This is a genomic window from Spongorhabdus nitratireducens (assembly GCA_947387575.1).
Taxonomy (GTDB): domain Bacteria; phylum Pseudomonadota; class Gammaproteobacteria; order Pseudomonadales; family Endozoicomonadaceae; genus CANDOC01.
Map to the genome: position 1 here is coordinate 191,382 of CANDOC010000004.1, position 16,140 is coordinate 207,521.

A 16,140-nucleotide genomic window follows, 5' to 3' on the forward strand; every position below is an offset into this window, starting at 1 on the left:
CATGAAAGATGAAATTATCGGTTTGTTTGCTGGTCAAAGCTTGCACAGCTGTTCAAGCTGTTGAATGATAGCGCCAATTTGTTTGCTTTGGTCTGAACCCTGCAGTCGCCATATTTCATGCGGCCTTGAATGGGGTAGAATGCAAACCCTGAATTATTAACATTTTTGCGTCTGAGTATCTGGAACCAATGAGTCCTCACGATAATGATGGAATTGACAATATTGGCGAGCTGCGGCTGAGCCCGGACGATGTTCGGGACCCAAGAGGTTCCGGCGCACCGAAAAGTCGTAATCGTCCTGTCAGCAGTGCTGAAAAAGGATCATCCAGCTGGCTTAGCGGCCTGCTGCTGGTGTTGCTGCTGGCTGTATCCGGGGTTGCAGGCTGGCAGATATGGGAATTACAGCAGAGCCTGAAAGCCGCTGACCACCGTATATCTGTGTTGCAGGCCGGTATTGAACAGGTGACCGGTCAAGTATTCGAGGCGGGTAACTCAATTGCCCAGAATGAATCCAATCTGCAGAACCGGCTGAAGCATATGGATTCTGAAATCCGTAAGCTGTGGGATATTGCCAACAAGCGCAATCGCCGCTGGATCGAAGAAGGAAAGAGCCAGACCAAAGAGCTGGACAAGCAGCTGGACAAGCTGCAGGAATCCATTGCTGCACTGGACAAGAGCCTGAAGCAGGAGGCTTCACAGCTGGATAAACTGGCTGAGGGCCATAAAGGCTTGCAAAAAGAGCAGGACAAACATGGCGAACAGCTGGCAAATCTGCAGAAGTTGCCGGTAGACAAGCTGGCAGAACAAATTGCCGAGCAGCAGGCCCGTCTGAAACTGATCAGTGGTGAGCAGAAACAGCTGAAAGTCTCTTTGGACAAGCGTCTGGCCGGGCAGCAGGAAGCGCTCAAGTCGATGGATACTTACCGTCAACAGATCAACAGTAAACTGCTGCAGTTGCAGGAAGCACTGAGAGACCTTCAGGCAGCGCCTGCATCACAGGCACAGTTGCAGATCCACTAGTCTATATAATAAGAACAGTCTGCAGGCGGGTTGAGTGCCTGCAGACCCTCGGGCCGGTTTTCATGCGGGGGAGCATGCAGGTGCAGCCAATGGCAATAAAACGTTTTGGTTTGGTGTTATTGATTGGTTTGCTGACGGGGCTGCAGGGTTGTACCTGGTTGGCTCAGTTTTCCGGGCAGTCATCCAAAACTGAAAGCAAACAGCGGCCAGAGCAGTCTCTGGCAGCATTTGTAGCCGAAACCAACCGGCAATATGCCAAACCCAGTGTTTCTTCGTCTGAATGGCGCGGGCATATCTCGTTACCGGCCAGTGTGGCCGGTGATCGCCAGCTGGAAGAGCAGCTGCAGCGACAAGGCCTGCTGATATCACCGTACTCCCTGCTGATTGAAGCCCATAAGGAAAGAAAGGCGCATTCCCTGAATATCAACAAGAGTCAGGGGATTCTGATGCCGGTTTTAACCCTGACCAAAGATGGTTACCTGATTCCTGATGTAGAGCAGACCGAACAACTCTATCGCTGGCTGAAAGATGAAACTTCGTTACAGATAAAGTCAGCAGGCAACAGCCTGAAACTGTACCGGGCCTTTGTTGCTGCTGTAGCCCATAACTGTCCGCGCCCCCCCAATAATCCTTCACCGGTTTGTCAGTTCCAGAGCTGGATTGGCTGGGATCAGATGAAATCGGCGGCATTGGGACAGGTTTATGTTGAAAAACGGTTTCAGGAACAGCTGAAGAAATGGCCTGAAGTGGGTTACATAATCTGGCCCCAGATGTCGATTTATATGGGGCAGACGGCCGCATTGATGAAATATGCGCCCAGTTCCGAACCACTGGTAAATCTCACTTTTGAGCAGCGCAGGGAACGTCTGAGTGCGATTGATGGCAATGCTCGTCTGGACTTTATTCCGGTTGTGAAATCAGCGCCTGAGCCTTCCCGAGGCTGGTGCCAGGCCAGTCCGTTACTGATTGGTGCGGCCAAGGCTTCCGGGCGACCGGTACCAGACATTGAGGATCGCCTTAAACTGATGAAGCAGGGCTTTCGGGCAATTAAAAGCTTCTGTGGCCAGACGGTGACTGATTTTGATCTTTAGGCTCTGTGAACAGAGCCCAATATTCAAATGCGTTATAAAAGTAGTCAAATAAGCAGCACCCTGACTGCTAAGGTTTAATATGAGGTCGTGCCCTTTTTATTCTTATTTTCTCGTGAATATGAGAGCTAACAGAATAAAAAGGTCAGGCTTCGAAGGCTCTGACCTCTGAAGTGCTCTGGAATCTCTAGAACAACCCTCAGAAGTAACAGCCAAGGGAATTGAAAGTACAGTCACCCGGTTTATGGAATAGCTGCATGTCGATTCATTCCCGGCGAACGGAACGCCGGTCTATAACCCGCCATCAATTAAAGGACTATTTGCTGGTATACAATCGAAATACCGGCAAGCCCCTGGGTAATATTGGCAATATCAGTTGTAACGGACTGATGCTGATTTCCCGGTTGCCTATGTTAACGGGTGCGGTATTTAACCTGCGAATTCAGGTACCGGAAGATAATAATACCCGCAATATCGACTTTGATGCCCGCTGCCACTGGTGCAAGCCGGATGTTGATCCTGCCAGCTTTGATTCAGGCTACAGTATTGTAAATCCTGATGAAGATGTTTTTGATTTGGTTGAGGAACTGCGTCAATACTTTACTTTCGCTGATTCATAGGCTTATATCTCCCCCGCGTGGTGCTCTTTTCATTCGAACCCTGTACCACGCCCAATCCCCTTCTGCAGTTAACCACCGGTATTATTTGTGTCAGAACATCTGGATTTCTCCAGCGATGGCCTGGAAACCATAAGAGATTTTCTCCGCTGGACTTACAGCCGTTTCAATCAGGCTGAATTATTTTATGGCCATGGCAGTGATAATGCCTGGGATGAGACGGTGCACCTTGTACTGCAGTCTCTGCATCTGCCCTGGGATACCGACCAGTCACTGTATGACAGTCGCCTGACTGCTTCTGAAAAGACTGCACTGACCCGACTGGTCGAGCGCCGTATTCTGGAGCGGGAACCGGTTGCCTATCTGCTGAATCAGGCATGGTTCTGTGGCATGCCCTTCTATGTTGATCAGCGGGTACTGGTACCTCGATCTCCTATTGCCGAACTGATCAATAATGGCTTTGAGCCCTGGTTGTCCAATACTGAAGTGAATCGGGTGATGGATTTGTGTACCGGTTCAGGTTGTATCGGTATTGCCTGTGCTGAAGCCTTCCCTCAAGCCAGTGTCGATCTGCTGGATATCTCACCGGATGCGCTGGAAGTTTCCCGAATTAATATCGACCGCTTTGAACTGTGGGAGCGAGTTCAGGCTGTTCAGTCTGACCTTTTCAAGGCGCTTGATGAGCAGGCTGAAAAACCCAAATATCAGCTGATTGTATCCAACCCGCCTTATGTGGATGCCGAAGATATGGCAGATATGCCAGAGGAATTCCAGCATGAGCCTGAGCTGGGACTTACAGCAGGTGATGATGGATTGGATTGTGCCCGCGAAATTCTGGCCAGGGCTGCAGATTTCCTGGATGAATCAGGATTGCTGGTGCTTGAAGTCGGTAACAGCTGGTTTGCACTGGAAGAAGCCTTCCCTGAAGTACCTTTCACCTGGGTTGAATTCGAACATGGCGGGCATGGTGTACTGGCCATGACGGCAGAAGATTGTCGCCGTTATCAGGCTGTTTTTGCTGCAGCTTGATTCATTTGCTGCGTAGAGGCTCTTGTTAAGCCCGATGGTTGTCCGGTTATAATGCCGGACTATCGTGAACGAGTAATAAAACAACGGGCCGGCTGTACTTTTCAGTGAGGCCCCGGGCGGAAGAAATATGTCGGGTAATTCAATCGGAAAGCTATTCACTGTCACTACCTTTGGTGAAAGCCATGGTCTGGCACTGGGTTGTATTGTGGATGGCTGCCCTCCGGGGCTTGAACTGACTGAAGCAGACTTGCAGCAGGATCTTGACCGGAGAAAACCCGGTACTTCCCGCTACACCACCCAGCGTCGGGAGCCGGATCAGGTACGGATTCTGTCCGGGGTTTTCGAGGGTAAAACCACTGGCACACCTATCGGTCTGTTGATTGAAAATACCGACCAGCGTTCACGAGACTATTCCAATATCAAGGATACCTTCCGCCCGGCACATGCCGACTATGCCTATAACCAGAAATATGGTTTCAGGGATTACCGTGGGGGAGGCCGCTCCTCTGCCCGGGAAACTGCCATGCGGGTAGCGGCAGGTGCTATCGCCAAGAAATGGCTGGCCCAGCAAGGTATTACCGTTCGAGGCTACTTATCCCAGTTAGGACCGATCAAGGTTGAGAAGCATGACTGGAATGAAGTTCATAACAACCCGTTTTTCTGTCCGGATGCAGATAAAGTCGAAGCCATGGCAGAATATGTCGACAATATGCGTCGCGAAGGTGACTCCATTGGTGCCCGTATCTCTGTAGTGGTTTCAGGACTAAAGCCAGGGCTGGGAGAACCGATTTTTGATCGGCTGGATGCAGAGCTGGCTCATTCCCTGATGAGCATTAACGCTGTAAAAGGCGTTGAAATAGGCGCCGGGTTTGACTGTATTGAACAGAAAGGCTCTGAGCACCGGGACGAAATGTCACCGGAAGGTTTCCACTCTAATCATGCGGGCGGTATCGTCGGTGGTATTTCCACCGGGCAGGATATTGTGGCGCATATTGCGTTGAAGCCAACATCCAGCATTACCAAACCAGGTAAAACGATTAATACTCAGGGTGAATCCATTGATGTGGTTACCAAAGGGCGTCATGATCCCTGTGTTGGTATCCGTGCAACACCAATCGCTGAAGCTATGATGGCTATCACCGTCATGGATCACTGGATGCGTCACCGGGCGCAGAATGGCGATGTCGTCTGTGAAACGCCAGTTATTCCTGCCAGCCGGGATGAGTAATGCTTTCATTCTGAAATAAAAAAAGCGAGCTAAAGAGCTCGCTTTTTTTATGATCTTTTAAATCAGGCTGCGGGTGCTGCTACAGGTTTTGGATCAGACTGAGAGGTTTCTGGTTCTTTTGTTGAGTCATCCTCAGGCTTTTGACGTAAGTCTATGGCTGGTGGCAGGAATAGCTGGTCTGCTTTGGATGGTAAGACGGGTTTAGCCTGAGAAGAATCACTTGGCTTTATTATTTTAATACTGGTGTATTTATCTTGAGTCAGTTCAGCCATTCGGCTACTGTCGCGTACAATCGTCGGCCGAATAAACAACATCAGGTTACGCTTTTCACGCTTGTCATTGTTGTATTTAAACAACTCTCCAAGACCTGGAATGGCAGACAGGAAGGGTACGCTGGTTTGCCCCTTGGTTAAATCATCTCGCAGCAAACCACCAAGTACGACTGTTTCTCCATCATCAATTAATACAACAGTCTTAAGTTGACGCTTGTTAGTGATAAGGTCGCTGGCCGCCTGATTATTTGAAAGACTTGATATTTCCTGTTCAATTTCAAGCCGCATAATATTACCGTCATTAATATGCGGGGTTACCTTGAGCTTGATACCAACATCTTTTCGGTCGACAGTTGTGAAGGGATTATCGCTTCCGCCACCGCTGGAAGTTGTATAGGAACCGGTTCGGAATGGAACTTCTTCACCTACCAGCAATTCAGCTTCCTGATTATCCAGCGTCATCAAACTGGGAGTTGACAGCAGGTTGGCGTTGGATTTCTGGGACAGCGCTGTAACCAGAACACCGAAGTTGGAGTTTCTTAGAGCTACGGTACCCAGACTGATCTTGCTGTTGTCGAAAATATTGCCGGTTACCGACCGCTTTAAACCACTGGATGTATTTCCTTCACCACCAGTGCTACCAGTCAGTCCGGTATTTTTACCATCGATACCCCATTGAATCCCCAATGCGTCATCTACAGTACCGGAAATTTCAACAATGGCTGCTTCAATCAGAACCTGAGCCCGGCGAATATCCAGTTGTCGAACCAGTGTTTCCAGTTCCTGCAGTGTTTCGGGGTCAGCAATCATAATCAGGGCATTCTGGCTTTCATCGGCCTTGATAAAGACATCACCCAGACCTTTGCCCTGGGTTGTAGCCGGGCCTTTAGCTGTGGGTGGAGCCGGGGCTCTTGATTTACGGGTTGGTGTTCTTCCGGCTGCCGGAGCTTTGGCATCGGCAGCATCTTTAATGCTCTGGGATGCTTCGGTCAGAATTTCAGCCAGGTTCTTGGCTTCGGCGTAGCGCAGGAAAAGAACCCTGGTAGAAGATTTACGAATACCTTCCTGATCCAGAGTTTCTGCCAGTTTGCGCACTCTGGCCCGCTTGCTGGCATTCCCTTTTACCACCAGTCGGTTGCTGCGCTCGTCAGCGATAACCTGGAGGCCACTTGGTAATTGGCCTTTACCGGTATTCAGGGTTTCCTGCAGAATCTTGGCAACATCGCCAACCCAGGCATGTTTCAGCTGAATAACTTCATAATCGTTATTACTGGCGCTATCAAGTTCTTCAACCAGGCGCTGGATGCGATCAACGTTATCAGCAACATCACTGACAATAATGGAGTTACTGGATGCAGAGGCTGCTGCATGGCCGTATTGGGCGATCAGTGGACGAATAATAGGGATCACTTCAACCGAGGAAACACTGTGCAACTCGATCACCCGGGTGACCATGGTGGCATCTCGCGGAGGTTGCGGACCGTTGTCGGCGCTGGCTGTCTTGGCCACGGTGTTGGGGATGATATTCATCACCTTGCCTTTGGGGATCACCGTGTAGCCATTGGCATTCAAGACTTCGAGAAAGACATCGTAAACCTGTTCGCGGGTCATTGGCTTGCTGGAAATCACCGTAACCGTGTTGCCGCCCTTGATGCGGGGATCAAGAATAAAGGTTTCACCGGTGATAGCTGCGACCTGATTAATAAATTCACGGATATCCGAGTTCTGCTGATTAATGGTCCAGCGCCGATGTTCTGTGGCCACAGTACCGTCACCTGCAGGCGTTACACCTTCAGGCGTTCTTGAGGCGGAACCGGTAACCGGGAAGGTCATCATGATGACCGGAGCCAGGCAACATACAGCAGCCAGACGCGACTTGTTAAATCCAAGGATTTCCAGAATGTTTTTCATCTGACCTGTTGACTCGCTTTTCTTTATTCTGCCATTGGTTAGGGTTGCCAGGCCTCGTCAGCCTGTCGAAGCTGCTCCCGGAGATCGTACATACGCTCTTCTAGGTTTTTCGGCTCATCAGCAGGAGGACTTGAGACGGATGGTGCCACAGCAGCGGGCACGGGCTCAGGAGCGACTTCCGTCAGCAGGGAAGATGCGCCGTAGCCGGGGAAATAAAGCTTCTCCAGTGAACCATTGCGATTAATAACGATGTGGTCACTATAAACCTGCGCCAGCGTGGCTCCTCCGGGCAGGACTTCACCAATAAAATATAATTGTTCGGTGCTGCCACCTTCTTCAATAATGGCGCTGGAACTCTGGGATCCATCTCCTGATATGGCTCCGCGAAGCACCAGATTCATCCTTGTTTCGGGAATTTCACGTTGTTCGACTTCATCTTCCTGGGTGACATCGCTGAAACCAAACAGCAGGGGGAAATCATTCAGATTAAAAACGTCCGGCTGGGTCTGCTCTTCCTGAATAGTGGGTAATTCACCACTGAGAGCAGGTTGATTATGAGTATTCCGATAGACCTGATAAAGCTGGGAAATGATTGAGGCACACATTAATACCACAGTACAACCTATTAAAATGGTGCGATTTTTTTTCTGGCTAAGTTGTGACCCGATTGATGCCAGTGCCAATTTCATACAGGCTCCGTTGCTGATCGCCATTTCCGTGTGATTAAAAATTATGTCGGGACCGCCTTAGTATAATAAAAGCATAAAGAACCATAGCTAAAAAATTATTGGTCATTTCAATTCTGCTTTAATACCGGTCGTCGCCATATCTTGAATTGATATCGGCCTGAACCGGATATAGATAAAAAATGGTTTTTTAAGCGCAGATGATGTGCCTGTATTCAAATTTTTTAACCAGAGCAATCCTGATGACTTATTAAAAGTTGATTGGAAAGTGGCGGCTTTATTTATGTGATTAAGCGAATGGCCGAAATTTAGCTTAAATATACTTAATTGTGGCGGGCTATTTGTGTCTATGCTGCATAGCGAGTGAAAAAGCTTTACCGGCAGCTGAAGAATAGCTGCGGACTAAAATAAAGACGCTGTAGTTACTCCGTGTAGTTACTTTATAGCAGTCACTTTATAACGAGTCAGAAGGAGCAGACAGTTGAGTGCCCAGCCTGATCCCGATGTTAACAGTCATGAAGAGCGAGAGAGCTTTCCGCCTCGACTGCCTTTCAGTTTTGCCAAGCGTCATCGCGTTATTCTGGCGCTGGAAGGAGAGACACCAACGCTTTTCTATCTGGGAGGGCTGGAACCTCTGGTTGCGGCTGAAGTGCGCCGGGTGGCTGCAGTTCCACTGGCTTATCGAAGCCTGAATGAGGATGATTTTTCCGAGCTGTTGTCCGAATCCTACCATGATGACAGCTCCGAAGCGCTTCAGTCTGCCGCTGGTGGTATTGGCGATGAACTGGATCTCAGTTCACTGGCTGAAGCTGTACCTGAAACAGAAGACCTGCTTGAACAGTCTGATGATGCGCCGGTTATCCGTCTGATCAATGCGCTGCTGACCGAAGCCATCAAGGATGGTGCTTCGGATGTTCATATCGAAACTTTTGAGCGTAACCTTGTTGTCAGAATCCGGGTTGATGGCATTTTGCGGGAAATCCTGCAACTGAAGCGAAAGCTTGCTGCCTTATTGATATCCCGCTTGAAGGTTATGGCAAAGCTGGATATTGCCGAGAAACGAGTTCCTCAGGACGGACGTATCTCGCTTCGGGTTGCTGGCAAGGAAGTAGATGTTCGGGTATCGACCCTGCCATCCAGCAATGGTGAGCGGGTTGTGCTGCGTCTTTTGGATAAGGCAGCCGGCCGCTTGTCATTGGATCATCTGGGCATGGCTGAAGTGAATATGGAAGGCGTGCGGCAGATGCTGTCCAGACCCTACGGCATTATTTTGGTAACCGGGCCTACAGGTTCGGGTAAAACCACCTCGCTCTATGCCGGCCTGTCATCCCTGAACGATAAAACCCGCAATATCCTGACGGTAGAAGATCCCATTGAATATAACCTTGAAGGTATTGGTCAAACCCAGGTCAACACCAAGGTTGATATGACCTTTGCCCGGGGACTGAGAGCGATTCTCCGTCAGGATCCGGATGTGGTGATGGTGGGTGAAATCCGGGATACAGAAACAGCAGAAATCGCAGTACAAGCGAGTTTGACGGGCCACCTTGTGCTTTCAACCCTGCATACCAATACCGCTGTCGGTGCGCTGACTCGACTTCACGATATGGGCATCGAACCCTTCCTGCTTTCTTCAAGCCTTGTGGGCGTTATTGCCCAGCGTCTGGTGCGGGTGTTGTGTGAAAACTGCCGTGAGCCCTACGCCCCTTCACCGGCCGAGTGCCAGATGTTGGGAGTAGACACGCAGCAACCACCTAATGTCTATCACGCCCGGGGCTGCTCCCAGTGTAATCATTCGGGCTATCGAGGCCGTACCGGAATCTATGAGCTGCTGCCAGTGGATGAGCAGGTACGGCGCATGATTCATTCCGAAGAAAGTGAACAGGCCATTGTGGATTACGTTCGTTCCATGGCTCCCAGTATCCGGACCGACGGCTGTGGCAAGGTACTCGCCGGTATTACAACTCTTGAAGAAGTGTTGCGGGTAACCCAGGAAGATTAAAACGGAAGCTCTGATACATGCCTGCATTTGAATACGAAGCGCTGGATCCAGCGGGCTCTACAGCAAAAGGCACGCTGGAAGCTGACAGTGGGCGTCAGGTACGCCAGCTGCTGCGCGAACGGGGTATGACCCCGCTCAATGTCCGGGAAGTGGCAGAGCAGAAACGGGTGCGGGGGCATGATACCGGTGCATCATTCCTGATTCGTGGCATTTCGGCTGTGGATCTGGCAACCATTACCCGCCAGATTGCAACGCTGGTTCAGGCGGCCATGCCGCTGGAAGAAGCATTGCAGGCGGTAGCTGCCCAGCAGGAAAAGCGACGCATCAAAAATATGATGATCGCCATTCGATCAAGAGTTATGGAAGGTTTCACTCTGGCTCAGAGCATGGAAGCCTTTTCCCAGTCATTTCCAAAAATGTACCGGGCCACCGTCGCCGCCGGAGAACATGCAGGTCATCTGGACAAGGTGCTGAACCAGTTGGCCGATTACACTGAATCCCGTATGCAGTCGGCTCAGAAAATACAGCAGGCACTGCTATATCCGGTCATTCTGATTATTGCTGCTATTGGTATCGTCAGCTTTCTATTGGGCTTTGTTGTGCCTGATGTGGTCAAGGTATTTATCGATTCCGGCCAGCAACTGCCTCTGGTTACCGAGCTGCTGATCTCTGCCAGTGAAGGATTACAGCGATTCTGGTGGCTTATTCTGCTGGCCATTATGGGATTGATTATTGCGGCCAAAATGGCACTGAAAAAACCGGAAGTCAGGATGCTCTGGCACCGGCGAATTCTGTATATGCCGTTTTTCGGAAAGTTCAGCCGTAGTCTGAATACCGCCCGATTTGCCAGTACGCTCAGCATTCTTACCCGCAGTGGTGTTTCTCTGGTTGAAGCTCTGATGATTGCGTCGCAGGTCATTAGTAATGATGCCATGCGTGACGGTGTCGAAGATGTGGCCCGTAAGGTCAGTGAAGGTACCAGTCTGCACCGTGCGCTGACTGAAACCGGGTTTTTCCCGCCACTGATGCTGCACATGATTGCCAGTGGTGAGGCCACCGGTGAGCTGGACAATATGCTGGAACGAACTGCCAACAGTCAGCAGGTGGAAGTGGAAGGCCGGATTTCCATGCTGGTGGGGTTGTTTGAGCCAATGATGCTGGTGGTTATGGGTGGTGTGGTCATGGTGATTGTGCTGGCCATTCTGCTGCCGATATTCAGTATGAATCAATTAATGGGATAGAAAGGCGAGGGGGTCGCTCGATGACTGATGTAAAGAAGCTGCAAGTGGGCCCGAAGGCTCAGACAGGTTTTACCCTGATCGAAATCATGGTGGTGGTGGTTATTCTCGGCATCCTGGCTGCCCTGATTGTGCCGAACATTATGAGCCGCCCGGACCAGGCCAAGGTGACAGCCGCGCGCTCCGATATCAAGGCACTCTCCAGTGCAATGGAAATCTATCGGCTTGATAACGGCCACTATCCTTCTACTGAACAGGGACTGGAAGCCTTGGTCAGCAAGCCTTCCGGTCAGCCGGTTCCACGGAACTGGAACCCCGAAGGTTATCTCAAAAAAGTGCCGGTAGATCCCTGGGGGAATCCTTTCATCTACCTGAGCCCGGGTAATCATGGTCAGTATGACGTCTATTCCCTGGGTGCTGATGGCCGGGAAGGCGGTGAAGGTGTAAATGCGGTCATTGGTAACTGGGAAGACTGATGCTGCACAGGGCTCGGGGCTTCACTCTGATTGAACTGATGGTCGTTATTCTGATCATCGGTATTTTGCTTGGAGTGACGCTGCTGAGCCCTCTGTCTGCAACCACCCAGCGACGGATGCAGGATGAAGTGATCAGGCTGGAAAGGCTTATCGAGAATGCCCGTGACCGGGCTCTGCTTGATGGTGCCGAACTCGGATTTTCTGCAGATGACGAAAGTTATCGCTGGTGGTGGTTTGATGAAGACAGCGACAGCTGGCAGTCACTGGAGCAGGGCAGCTTCAGACCGTGGGATATTCACAACAGTCTGCGGCTGGTGTTGCAGCCTGAAGATGAAGCCTTGCAGTTCAGTTATGACAGTGATCAGGGACCACAGGTGCTGATCTCGTCAGATACGGAACTGACACCGTTTCGAATGTATGTAGTCGCTCGAGATAATCCTAAACACAAAATGGTACTGGAAAGCGATGGCTTGTCTCCGGTCAGCTGGGGGCGGGAATAACCGCGGTTTTACCCTGCTTGAAATCATGATTGCACTGGCTGTTTTTGCGGTAGCCATCGGTGCGCTGTTGGTTTCTGACGGCACCAGTGTGCGGCAGACTGCCCGGGTTGAACAGAAGGTGTTGGCCAGTTGGCTGGCAGAGGATTATCTCAACAAGGTTTATCTGGATAAGAGCTGGCCGCGCCCCGGAACACGCGGAGAGTTTCAGGATTATGCTGACCGGCGCTGGTATGTCGAGCAGGAAGTCGAGGCCATGGGCAAGGATGGCTTTCGCAAAGTCAGTGTTTTTGTTTTTGCCGGGGATGAAGAGCCGGATGATGAAGAAGCCCCTCTCTACAGCCTGTCCGGCTTTTTAAGGAAGCCGGCTTCATGATCAGTAACAGACGATCAGCTGCCAGGCGGCAGATAGCCGGATTCACTCTGCTGGAGCTGATGCTGTCCATTGCCATGTTTGCCCTGATGAGTGTGGCAGCTTATCGCCTGTTTGATTCGGTATTGCATGCTCAGCGAGCAACTGAATCGGTATGGGAGCAAATCTCCAGAGTGCAACGTGCTCTTCTCGTAATTGACCGGGACTTTGCTCAGGCCGTACCGCGCCCGGTTAAAAATGAATATGGCCAGACTGAACAGGCATTTATTGCGGGCAAAAGTGATTATCTGGTCGAGTTCACCCGTGGTGGCTGGCGCAATCCACTGGGGCTGCGGCGGAGTGAATTACAGCGGGTGGCCTACTGGCTGGATGATGAAGGGCGATTAATGCGTCGCTACTGGCTGGATCTGGATCGTCATGCGGATTCCGAGCCGGTTGACCAGCTATTGCTGGAAAATGTTTCCCGGTTTGATTTGCAGGTGCAGGATGCGGAGCAGGGTTGGCATCGAAGCTGGCCTAAAGCCGGAACACAGGTAACCGCTGAGGCTCAGGGCTCGGAACAGCAGAAAGGAAAGAAACCTTTGCCGGTACCATTGGCTATAGCTTTGAGTTTTGAGCATGAGTACTACGGAGCCCTGGAGTACGTCGTGCCAATGGTCAACCTCAAGGATTACGCCGAGGTCAAGGATGACAAGAAGAAAGACCAGGAGTCTGGCTCGGAAGAAGATGACGAAGAGTATTACGACGACGAGGAATATGATGAGGAGGATGAAGAATGATCCGTCATCGTCAGCAAGGCGTCGCCCTGATCTATATTCTTGTACTGTTTGGTCTGATGACGGTGGTTGCTTCCCGGATGACATCAGATCTGTTGTTGCAAACCGAAAAAAATATAGCCCTGCTTGAACGTCAGCAGGCCCGGCATTATGCCTATGGCGGGGAGCAGTACGTTGCACTGCTGCTGGAAGAAGACTTTCAGGAAGATAAAAAGAAGAAGCGTCATGTAGATCATCCGGGAAAGTCCTGGTACCTGACCCAGTCTGATTTTGAAGCGGATGAGGGGCGCATCGAGATTACTGTTGTCGATGAGCACAGTCGGCTCAATACCAACAGCCTGCTGGCACCGAAAAAAGTAGGTGAGAATAACCTGCAGATTATGACCAATCTGTTTACGGCTCTGGAAGTTGACCCCATGCTGGCCCAACGCGTTAAGGATTGGGTAGAGCGGGACAAGGACCCCAATCTGGCAGACCTTGAGCAGGGTGATGACAAGAAAGCCGGTAACCAGAAGCAAGTGGTAACTTCTGACACGATGATGGCATCTGTCAGTGAAATGCGGTTGCTTGATGGTGTGGATGAAACCATCTATCGCCAGGTCATGCCTTATTTGAGCACTTTACCAGTAGAAGCTGTGGTGAATATCAATACTGCATCACCGGAAGTGATCAGGGCTTTGTCTGACAAACTTTCAGAGGTAGAAGTCAAAGCTATTATTGATGGTAGGGGCAAGGATGGTTACGCCAGCCGGGATGATGTGCTGAAGCTGCCGCAGTTGAAAGGAAAGACAGAAGGCGGCCTGAAGGATGCTGCTTTTGATGTCAGCAGCCGGTTTTTCAGAGTCTATGTCCGGGCCGAATTCAGGGATTCGGTATTTCAGATGCAAAGCCGGCTGGTAAGAAACAGTGAAGGTAAAGTTGAAGTAGCCGAACGTATATTTGGGAGTGTGCCTGATTGGGCACTGGCAGACAGAAAATCATAAGGAGCGCAGATGCGTGATTATCTGATAATCCGGTTGCCTGTCGATATCGCTGCGGTAGAGCCAGCAACCGAGATCCTGTGTGCTGTCTACAGCCAGAACGGACAGCGTCAGGGTGAGGTTGAATGCCGTCAGCTTGATCAGGTTTCCGAGCTCTGGGCTGATGAAAAAATGCTGGATCTGGCGGACAGGGTTGTGGTGCTGGTTCCCGGAACCTGGGCAGCATCACTTGTGGTTTCGGTCAATGACGGACAACGCAAGCATTTGCGGCAGGCGTTGCCTTATCTTGTAGAAGATAGTCTGGCAATAGAAATCGAGCAGGTTCATCTTGCCAACCGGGTGCTGGAAGAAAGTCGGGTAGGCGTCAATATTCTTCCTCATGCCATCATGCGGCAGCTGACTCAGGTACTGGGCAGTGTTGGCATCGATCCTTTTCGGGTGGTGGTGGAATCACAGCTGGGACAGGCTCCCAAGGGCTGCCTGCAGCTGATGTTACTGGAAGATCATGTGCTGGTGGCCCAGCACAACAGTAACTGCGCTGTAGCACTGGATTATGCCGCGCTTGGTGCCTGTCTCCAGAGCTATGTCAAAGGCACGGTAGCCGTTTCCGGTCTGGAAGCAGCAGGAGAGGCTGCAGCGTCGGATCAGGAGTCATACAGTTCAATCGAAGTTATGCATGCGCTTGAAATGCCGGAGCAGGAAGCGCGGCTGGATTATGTCAGTGCTGCTGTGGGTGAACTGGATCTTCCGGTTGAGTATGTATCTCAGCCAGGACATGTACTGGATCTGTTGGCACGAAGATATTTCAGGGCGGGTAAAAATACGCTGGTCGATATGCAGGCCGGTGGTTATCAGTCCGGACGCAAGTTATCCCGCAGGTGGCGGCGCTGGCGGCCGCTGGCATGGGTTGCCTGTGGCTGGCTGGCACTGGAAATGATGCTGATGATTGGCAAAGGCGTTTATTTCCAGCAGTTAATGAGCACAGTATCCGACAATACCTTATCGCTTTATCAACAGTATTTCCCTCAGGATCGCCAGATCAGCGATACCCGTTCTCTGCGTCAGCGACTTATGAGCAAGCTCAAGGCTGCTGAGCAGCAGGGACTGGGAGAGCAACGTGGAGAACCCTTTCTGCCAACCCTGTTAACGCTCTCAGATATTACCCTGAAAGGGGGAGATAGCTTCTACGTCGAATCACTGGATTATAACCGTGAATCCGGTGTGCTGGTGGTACAAATGGAAGCCGCTACATTCGATGCGTTGGATAATTATATTCAAGAACTCAAGGTAGCCGGATTGACCGCTCGATTGGAAAATGCCAATCAGGGTCAGGATGTAGTCGAAGCAAGAATCAATATAGGAAAGTGATGATGCAGGGTTTGTTGGATCGACTACAGGACTCTCCATTATTTGTTCGTCTGAGCGAACAATATGATCGGTTGTCAGACAATGACCGGCGGGCATTACAGGTGATGCTGTTCTTTGTGACAGTAGTGCTAGTGTATTTGCTGATATGGAAACCGGTCAGCCATTGGTCGGTTGAACAATACCAGTCATACAGCCGTGAAGTCGGTACCTATGGCTGGATTGTTGATAATGCTGACCGCTTTGAAGCCCTGCGTAAAAAACAGGAGCAGGCCGGTAAAAAGCGAAAAGGTATTGCCGCTGTAACATCGGCATCAGCACGTCAGGCTGGATTGAATGTTGCCAGGGTACAGCCTGATAAAGGTGGCGTATCTGTCTGGGTAGAAAATGTACCCTATCAGGTTTTACTCGGATGGGTGGTAACCCTGCATAACCAGTACCAGATTGATGTAGGCCAGATTCGTATCGACCGGACCGAGGAAGATGGTCAGGTAAAAGCCTATTTACACCTTAGCTATTGACGCCAACCTCTGAATCAGTAAAATGCGCCGCATTCCTGACGTGTTCTTCGAGAGCACGTCAC

The 16,140-nt window shown here is 50.7% G+C and carries 16 protein-coding genes; 14 read left to right on the forward strand and 2 right to left on the reverse strand.

Annotated elements, in window-relative coordinates; all coding sequences use genetic code 11:
* Positions 1 to 188: 188 nt before the first annotated feature.
* The 5 genes from ACYZZ0_RS09295 (at position 189) to aroC (ending at position 4,981) form a co-directional block, all read left to right on the forward strand.
* Positions 189 to 1,019: a hypothetical protein gene (locus ACYZZ0_RS09295; RefSeq protein WP_461536340.1), complete on the forward strand. Its 831-nt coding sequence runs from the start codon at positions 189 to 191 to the stop codon at positions 1,017 to 1,019.
* Between the two features lie 89 nt (positions 1,020 to 1,108).
* On the forward strand, positions 1,109 to 2,110 hold the full coding sequence (locus tag ACYZZ0_RS09300; RefSeq protein ID WP_461536341.1) for a hypothetical protein: 1,002 nt from the start codon (positions 1,109 to 1,111) through the stop codon (positions 2,108 to 2,110).
* Positions 2,111 to 2,364: 254 nt separating this feature from the next.
* Complete coding sequence (locus ACYZZ0_RS09305) at positions 2,365 to 2,727, forward strand: PilZ domain-containing protein (RefSeq protein WP_461536342.1); 363 nt, start codon at positions 2,365 to 2,367, stop codon at positions 2,725 to 2,727.
* Between the two features lie 87 nt (positions 2,728 to 2,814).
* The gene (prmB, locus tag ACYZZ0_RS09310) at positions 2,815 to 3,753 is read left to right on the forward strand and encodes a 50S ribosomal protein L3 N(5)-glutamine methyltransferase (protein ID WP_461536343.1); all 939 of its coding nucleotides are present in this window, start codon (positions 2,815 to 2,817) and stop codon (positions 3,751 to 3,753) included.
* A gap of 127 nt (positions 3,754 to 3,880) precedes the next feature.
* Positions 3,881 to 4,981, forward strand: coding sequence for a chorismate synthase (gene aroC / locus ACYZZ0_RS09315; protein WP_461536344.1), 1,101 nt, complete (start codon positions 3,881 to 3,883; stop codon positions 4,979 to 4,981).
* 62 nt (positions 4,982 to 5,043) lie between these two features.
* Here aroC and gspD read toward each other — a convergent pair whose 3' ends face one another.
* The gene (gspD, locus tag ACYZZ0_RS09320; RefSeq protein WP_461536345.1) at positions 5,044 to 7,164 is read right to left on the reverse strand and encodes a type II secretion system secretin GspD; all 2,121 of its coding nucleotides are present in this window, start codon (positions 7,162 to 7,164) and stop codon (positions 5,044 to 5,046) included.
* A 38-nt stretch (positions 7,165 to 7,202) separates the two neighbouring features.
* Entirely contained in the window at positions 7,203 to 7,853 is a 651-nt protein-coding gene (locus ACYZZ0_RS09325; RefSeq protein WP_461536346.1) for a type II secretion system protein N, read from the reverse strand.
* Between the two features lie 478 nt (positions 7,854 to 8,331).
* On the opposite strand from ACYZZ0_RS09325, the gene gspE reads away from it, so the two are divergent.
* From gspE to gspM, 9 genes are read left to right on the forward strand one after another with little or no spacing between them, the layout of a single operon-like run.
* Positions 8,332 to 9,852 carry a type II secretion system ATPase GspE gene (gspE, locus tag ACYZZ0_RS09330; protein WP_461536347.1) on the forward strand — a complete coding sequence of 507 codons (1,521 nt, stop codon included), beginning with the start codon at positions 8,332 to 8,334 and terminating at the stop codon, positions 9,850 to 9,852.
* Positions 9,853 to 9,869: 17 nt separating this feature from the next.
* Entirely contained in the window at positions 9,870 to 11,093 is a 1,224-nt protein-coding gene (gene gspF, locus ACYZZ0_RS09335; protein WP_461536348.1) for a type II secretion system inner membrane protein GspF, read from the forward strand.
* A 20-nt stretch (positions 11,094 to 11,113) separates the two neighbouring features.
* Positions 11,114 to 11,566: a type II secretion system major pseudopilin GspG gene (gene gspG / locus ACYZZ0_RS09340; RefSeq protein WP_461536349.1), complete on the forward strand. Its 453-nt coding sequence runs from the start codon at positions 11,114 to 11,116 to the stop codon at positions 11,564 to 11,566.
* A complete protein-coding gene (gene gspH, locus ACYZZ0_RS09345; RefSeq protein ID WP_461536350.1) occupies positions 11,566 to 12,066 on the forward strand; it encodes a type II secretion system minor pseudopilin GspH in 501 nt (166 codons plus the stop codon). The genes gspG and gspH overlap by 1 nt, the downstream gene beginning before the upstream one ends.
* Positions 12,032 to 12,439: a type II secretion system minor pseudopilin GspI gene (gene gspI / locus ACYZZ0_RS09350; protein ID WP_461536351.1), complete on the forward strand. Its 408-nt coding sequence runs from the start codon at positions 12,032 to 12,034 to the stop codon at positions 12,437 to 12,439. Before gspH ends, gspI begins: the two co-directional genes overlap by 35 nt.
* Positions 12,436 to 13,215 carry a type II secretion system minor pseudopilin GspJ gene (gene gspJ / locus ACYZZ0_RS09355; protein WP_461536352.1) on the forward strand — a complete coding sequence of 260 codons (780 nt, stop codon included), beginning with the start codon at positions 12,436 to 12,438 and terminating at the stop codon, positions 13,213 to 13,215. Before gspI ends, gspJ begins: the two co-directional genes overlap by 4 nt.
* Entirely contained in the window at positions 13,212 to 14,195 is a 984-nt protein-coding gene (gspK, locus tag ACYZZ0_RS09360) for a type II secretion system minor pseudopilin GspK (protein ID WP_461536353.1), read from the forward strand. Before gspJ ends, gspK begins: the two co-directional genes overlap by 4 nt.
* A gap of 9 nt (positions 14,196 to 14,204) precedes the next feature.
* Positions 14,205 to 15,560 carry a type II secretion system protein GspL gene (gspL, locus tag ACYZZ0_RS09365; protein ID WP_461536354.1) on the forward strand — a complete coding sequence of 452 codons (1,356 nt, stop codon included), beginning with the start codon at positions 14,205 to 14,207 and terminating at the stop codon, positions 15,558 to 15,560.
* Positions 15,560 to 16,078 carry a type II secretion system protein GspM gene (gene gspM / locus ACYZZ0_RS09370; RefSeq protein WP_461536355.1) on the forward strand — a complete coding sequence of 173 codons (519 nt, stop codon included), beginning with the start codon at positions 15,560 to 15,562 and terminating at the stop codon, positions 16,076 to 16,078. The genes gspL and gspM overlap by 1 nt, the downstream gene beginning before the upstream one ends.
* Positions 16,079 to 16,140 lie beyond the last annotated feature (62 nt).

What these genes read in the sequence shown, in the direction of transcription:
- gspK (WP_461536353.1), top strand. Translation starts at nt 13,212, where the DNA reads ATGATCCGTCATCGTCAGCAAGGCGTCGCCCTGATCTATATTCTTGTA.
- ACYZZ0_RS09325 (WP_461536346.1), bottom strand. Translation starts at nt 7,853, where the DNA reads ATGAAATTGGCACTGGCATCAATCGGGTCACAACTTAGCCAGAAAAAA.
- gspG (WP_461536349.1), top strand. Translation starts at nt 11,114, where the DNA reads ATGACTGATGTAAAGAAGCTGCAAGTGGGCCCGAAGGCTCAGACAGGT.
- ACYZZ0_RS09300 (WP_461536341.1), top strand. Translation starts at nt 1,109, where the DNA reads ATGGCAATAAAACGTTTTGGTTTGGTGTTATTGATTGGTTTGCTGACG.
- ACYZZ0_RS09305 (WP_461536342.1), top strand. Translation starts at nt 2,365, where the DNA reads ATGTCGATTCATTCCCGGCGAACGGAACGCCGGTCTATAACCCGCCAT.
- gspM (WP_461536355.1), top strand. Translation starts at nt 15,560, where the DNA reads ATGATGCAGGGTTTGTTGGATCGACTACAGGACTCTCCATTATTTGTT.
- gspD (WP_461536345.1), bottom strand. Translation starts at nt 7,164, where the DNA reads ATGAAAAACATTCTGGAAATCCTTGGATTTAACAAGTCGCGTCTGGCT.
- gspI (WP_461536351.1), top strand. Translation starts at nt 12,032, where the DNA reads ATGGCTTGTCTCCGGTCAGCTGGGGGCGGGAATAACCGCGGTTTTACC.
- gspL (WP_461536354.1), top strand. Translation starts at nt 14,205, where the DNA reads ATGCGTGATTATCTGATAATCCGGTTGCCTGTCGATATCGCTGCGGTA.
- aroC (WP_461536344.1), top strand. Translation starts at nt 3,881, where the DNA reads ATGTCGGGTAATTCAATCGGAAAGCTATTCACTGTCACTACCTTTGGT.
- gspF (WP_461536348.1), top strand. Translation starts at nt 9,870, where the DNA reads ATGCCTGCATTTGAATACGAAGCGCTGGATCCAGCGGGCTCTACAGCA.
- gspH (WP_461536350.1), top strand. Translation starts at nt 11,566, where the DNA reads ATGCTGCACAGGGCTCGGGGCTTCACTCTGATTGAACTGATGGTCGTT.
- ACYZZ0_RS09295 (WP_461536340.1), top strand. Translation starts at nt 189, where the DNA reads ATGAGTCCTCACGATAATGATGGAATTGACAATATTGGCGAGCTGCGG.
- gspJ (WP_461536352.1), top strand. Translation starts at nt 12,436, where the DNA reads ATGATCAGTAACAGACGATCAGCTGCCAGGCGGCAGATAGCCGGATTC.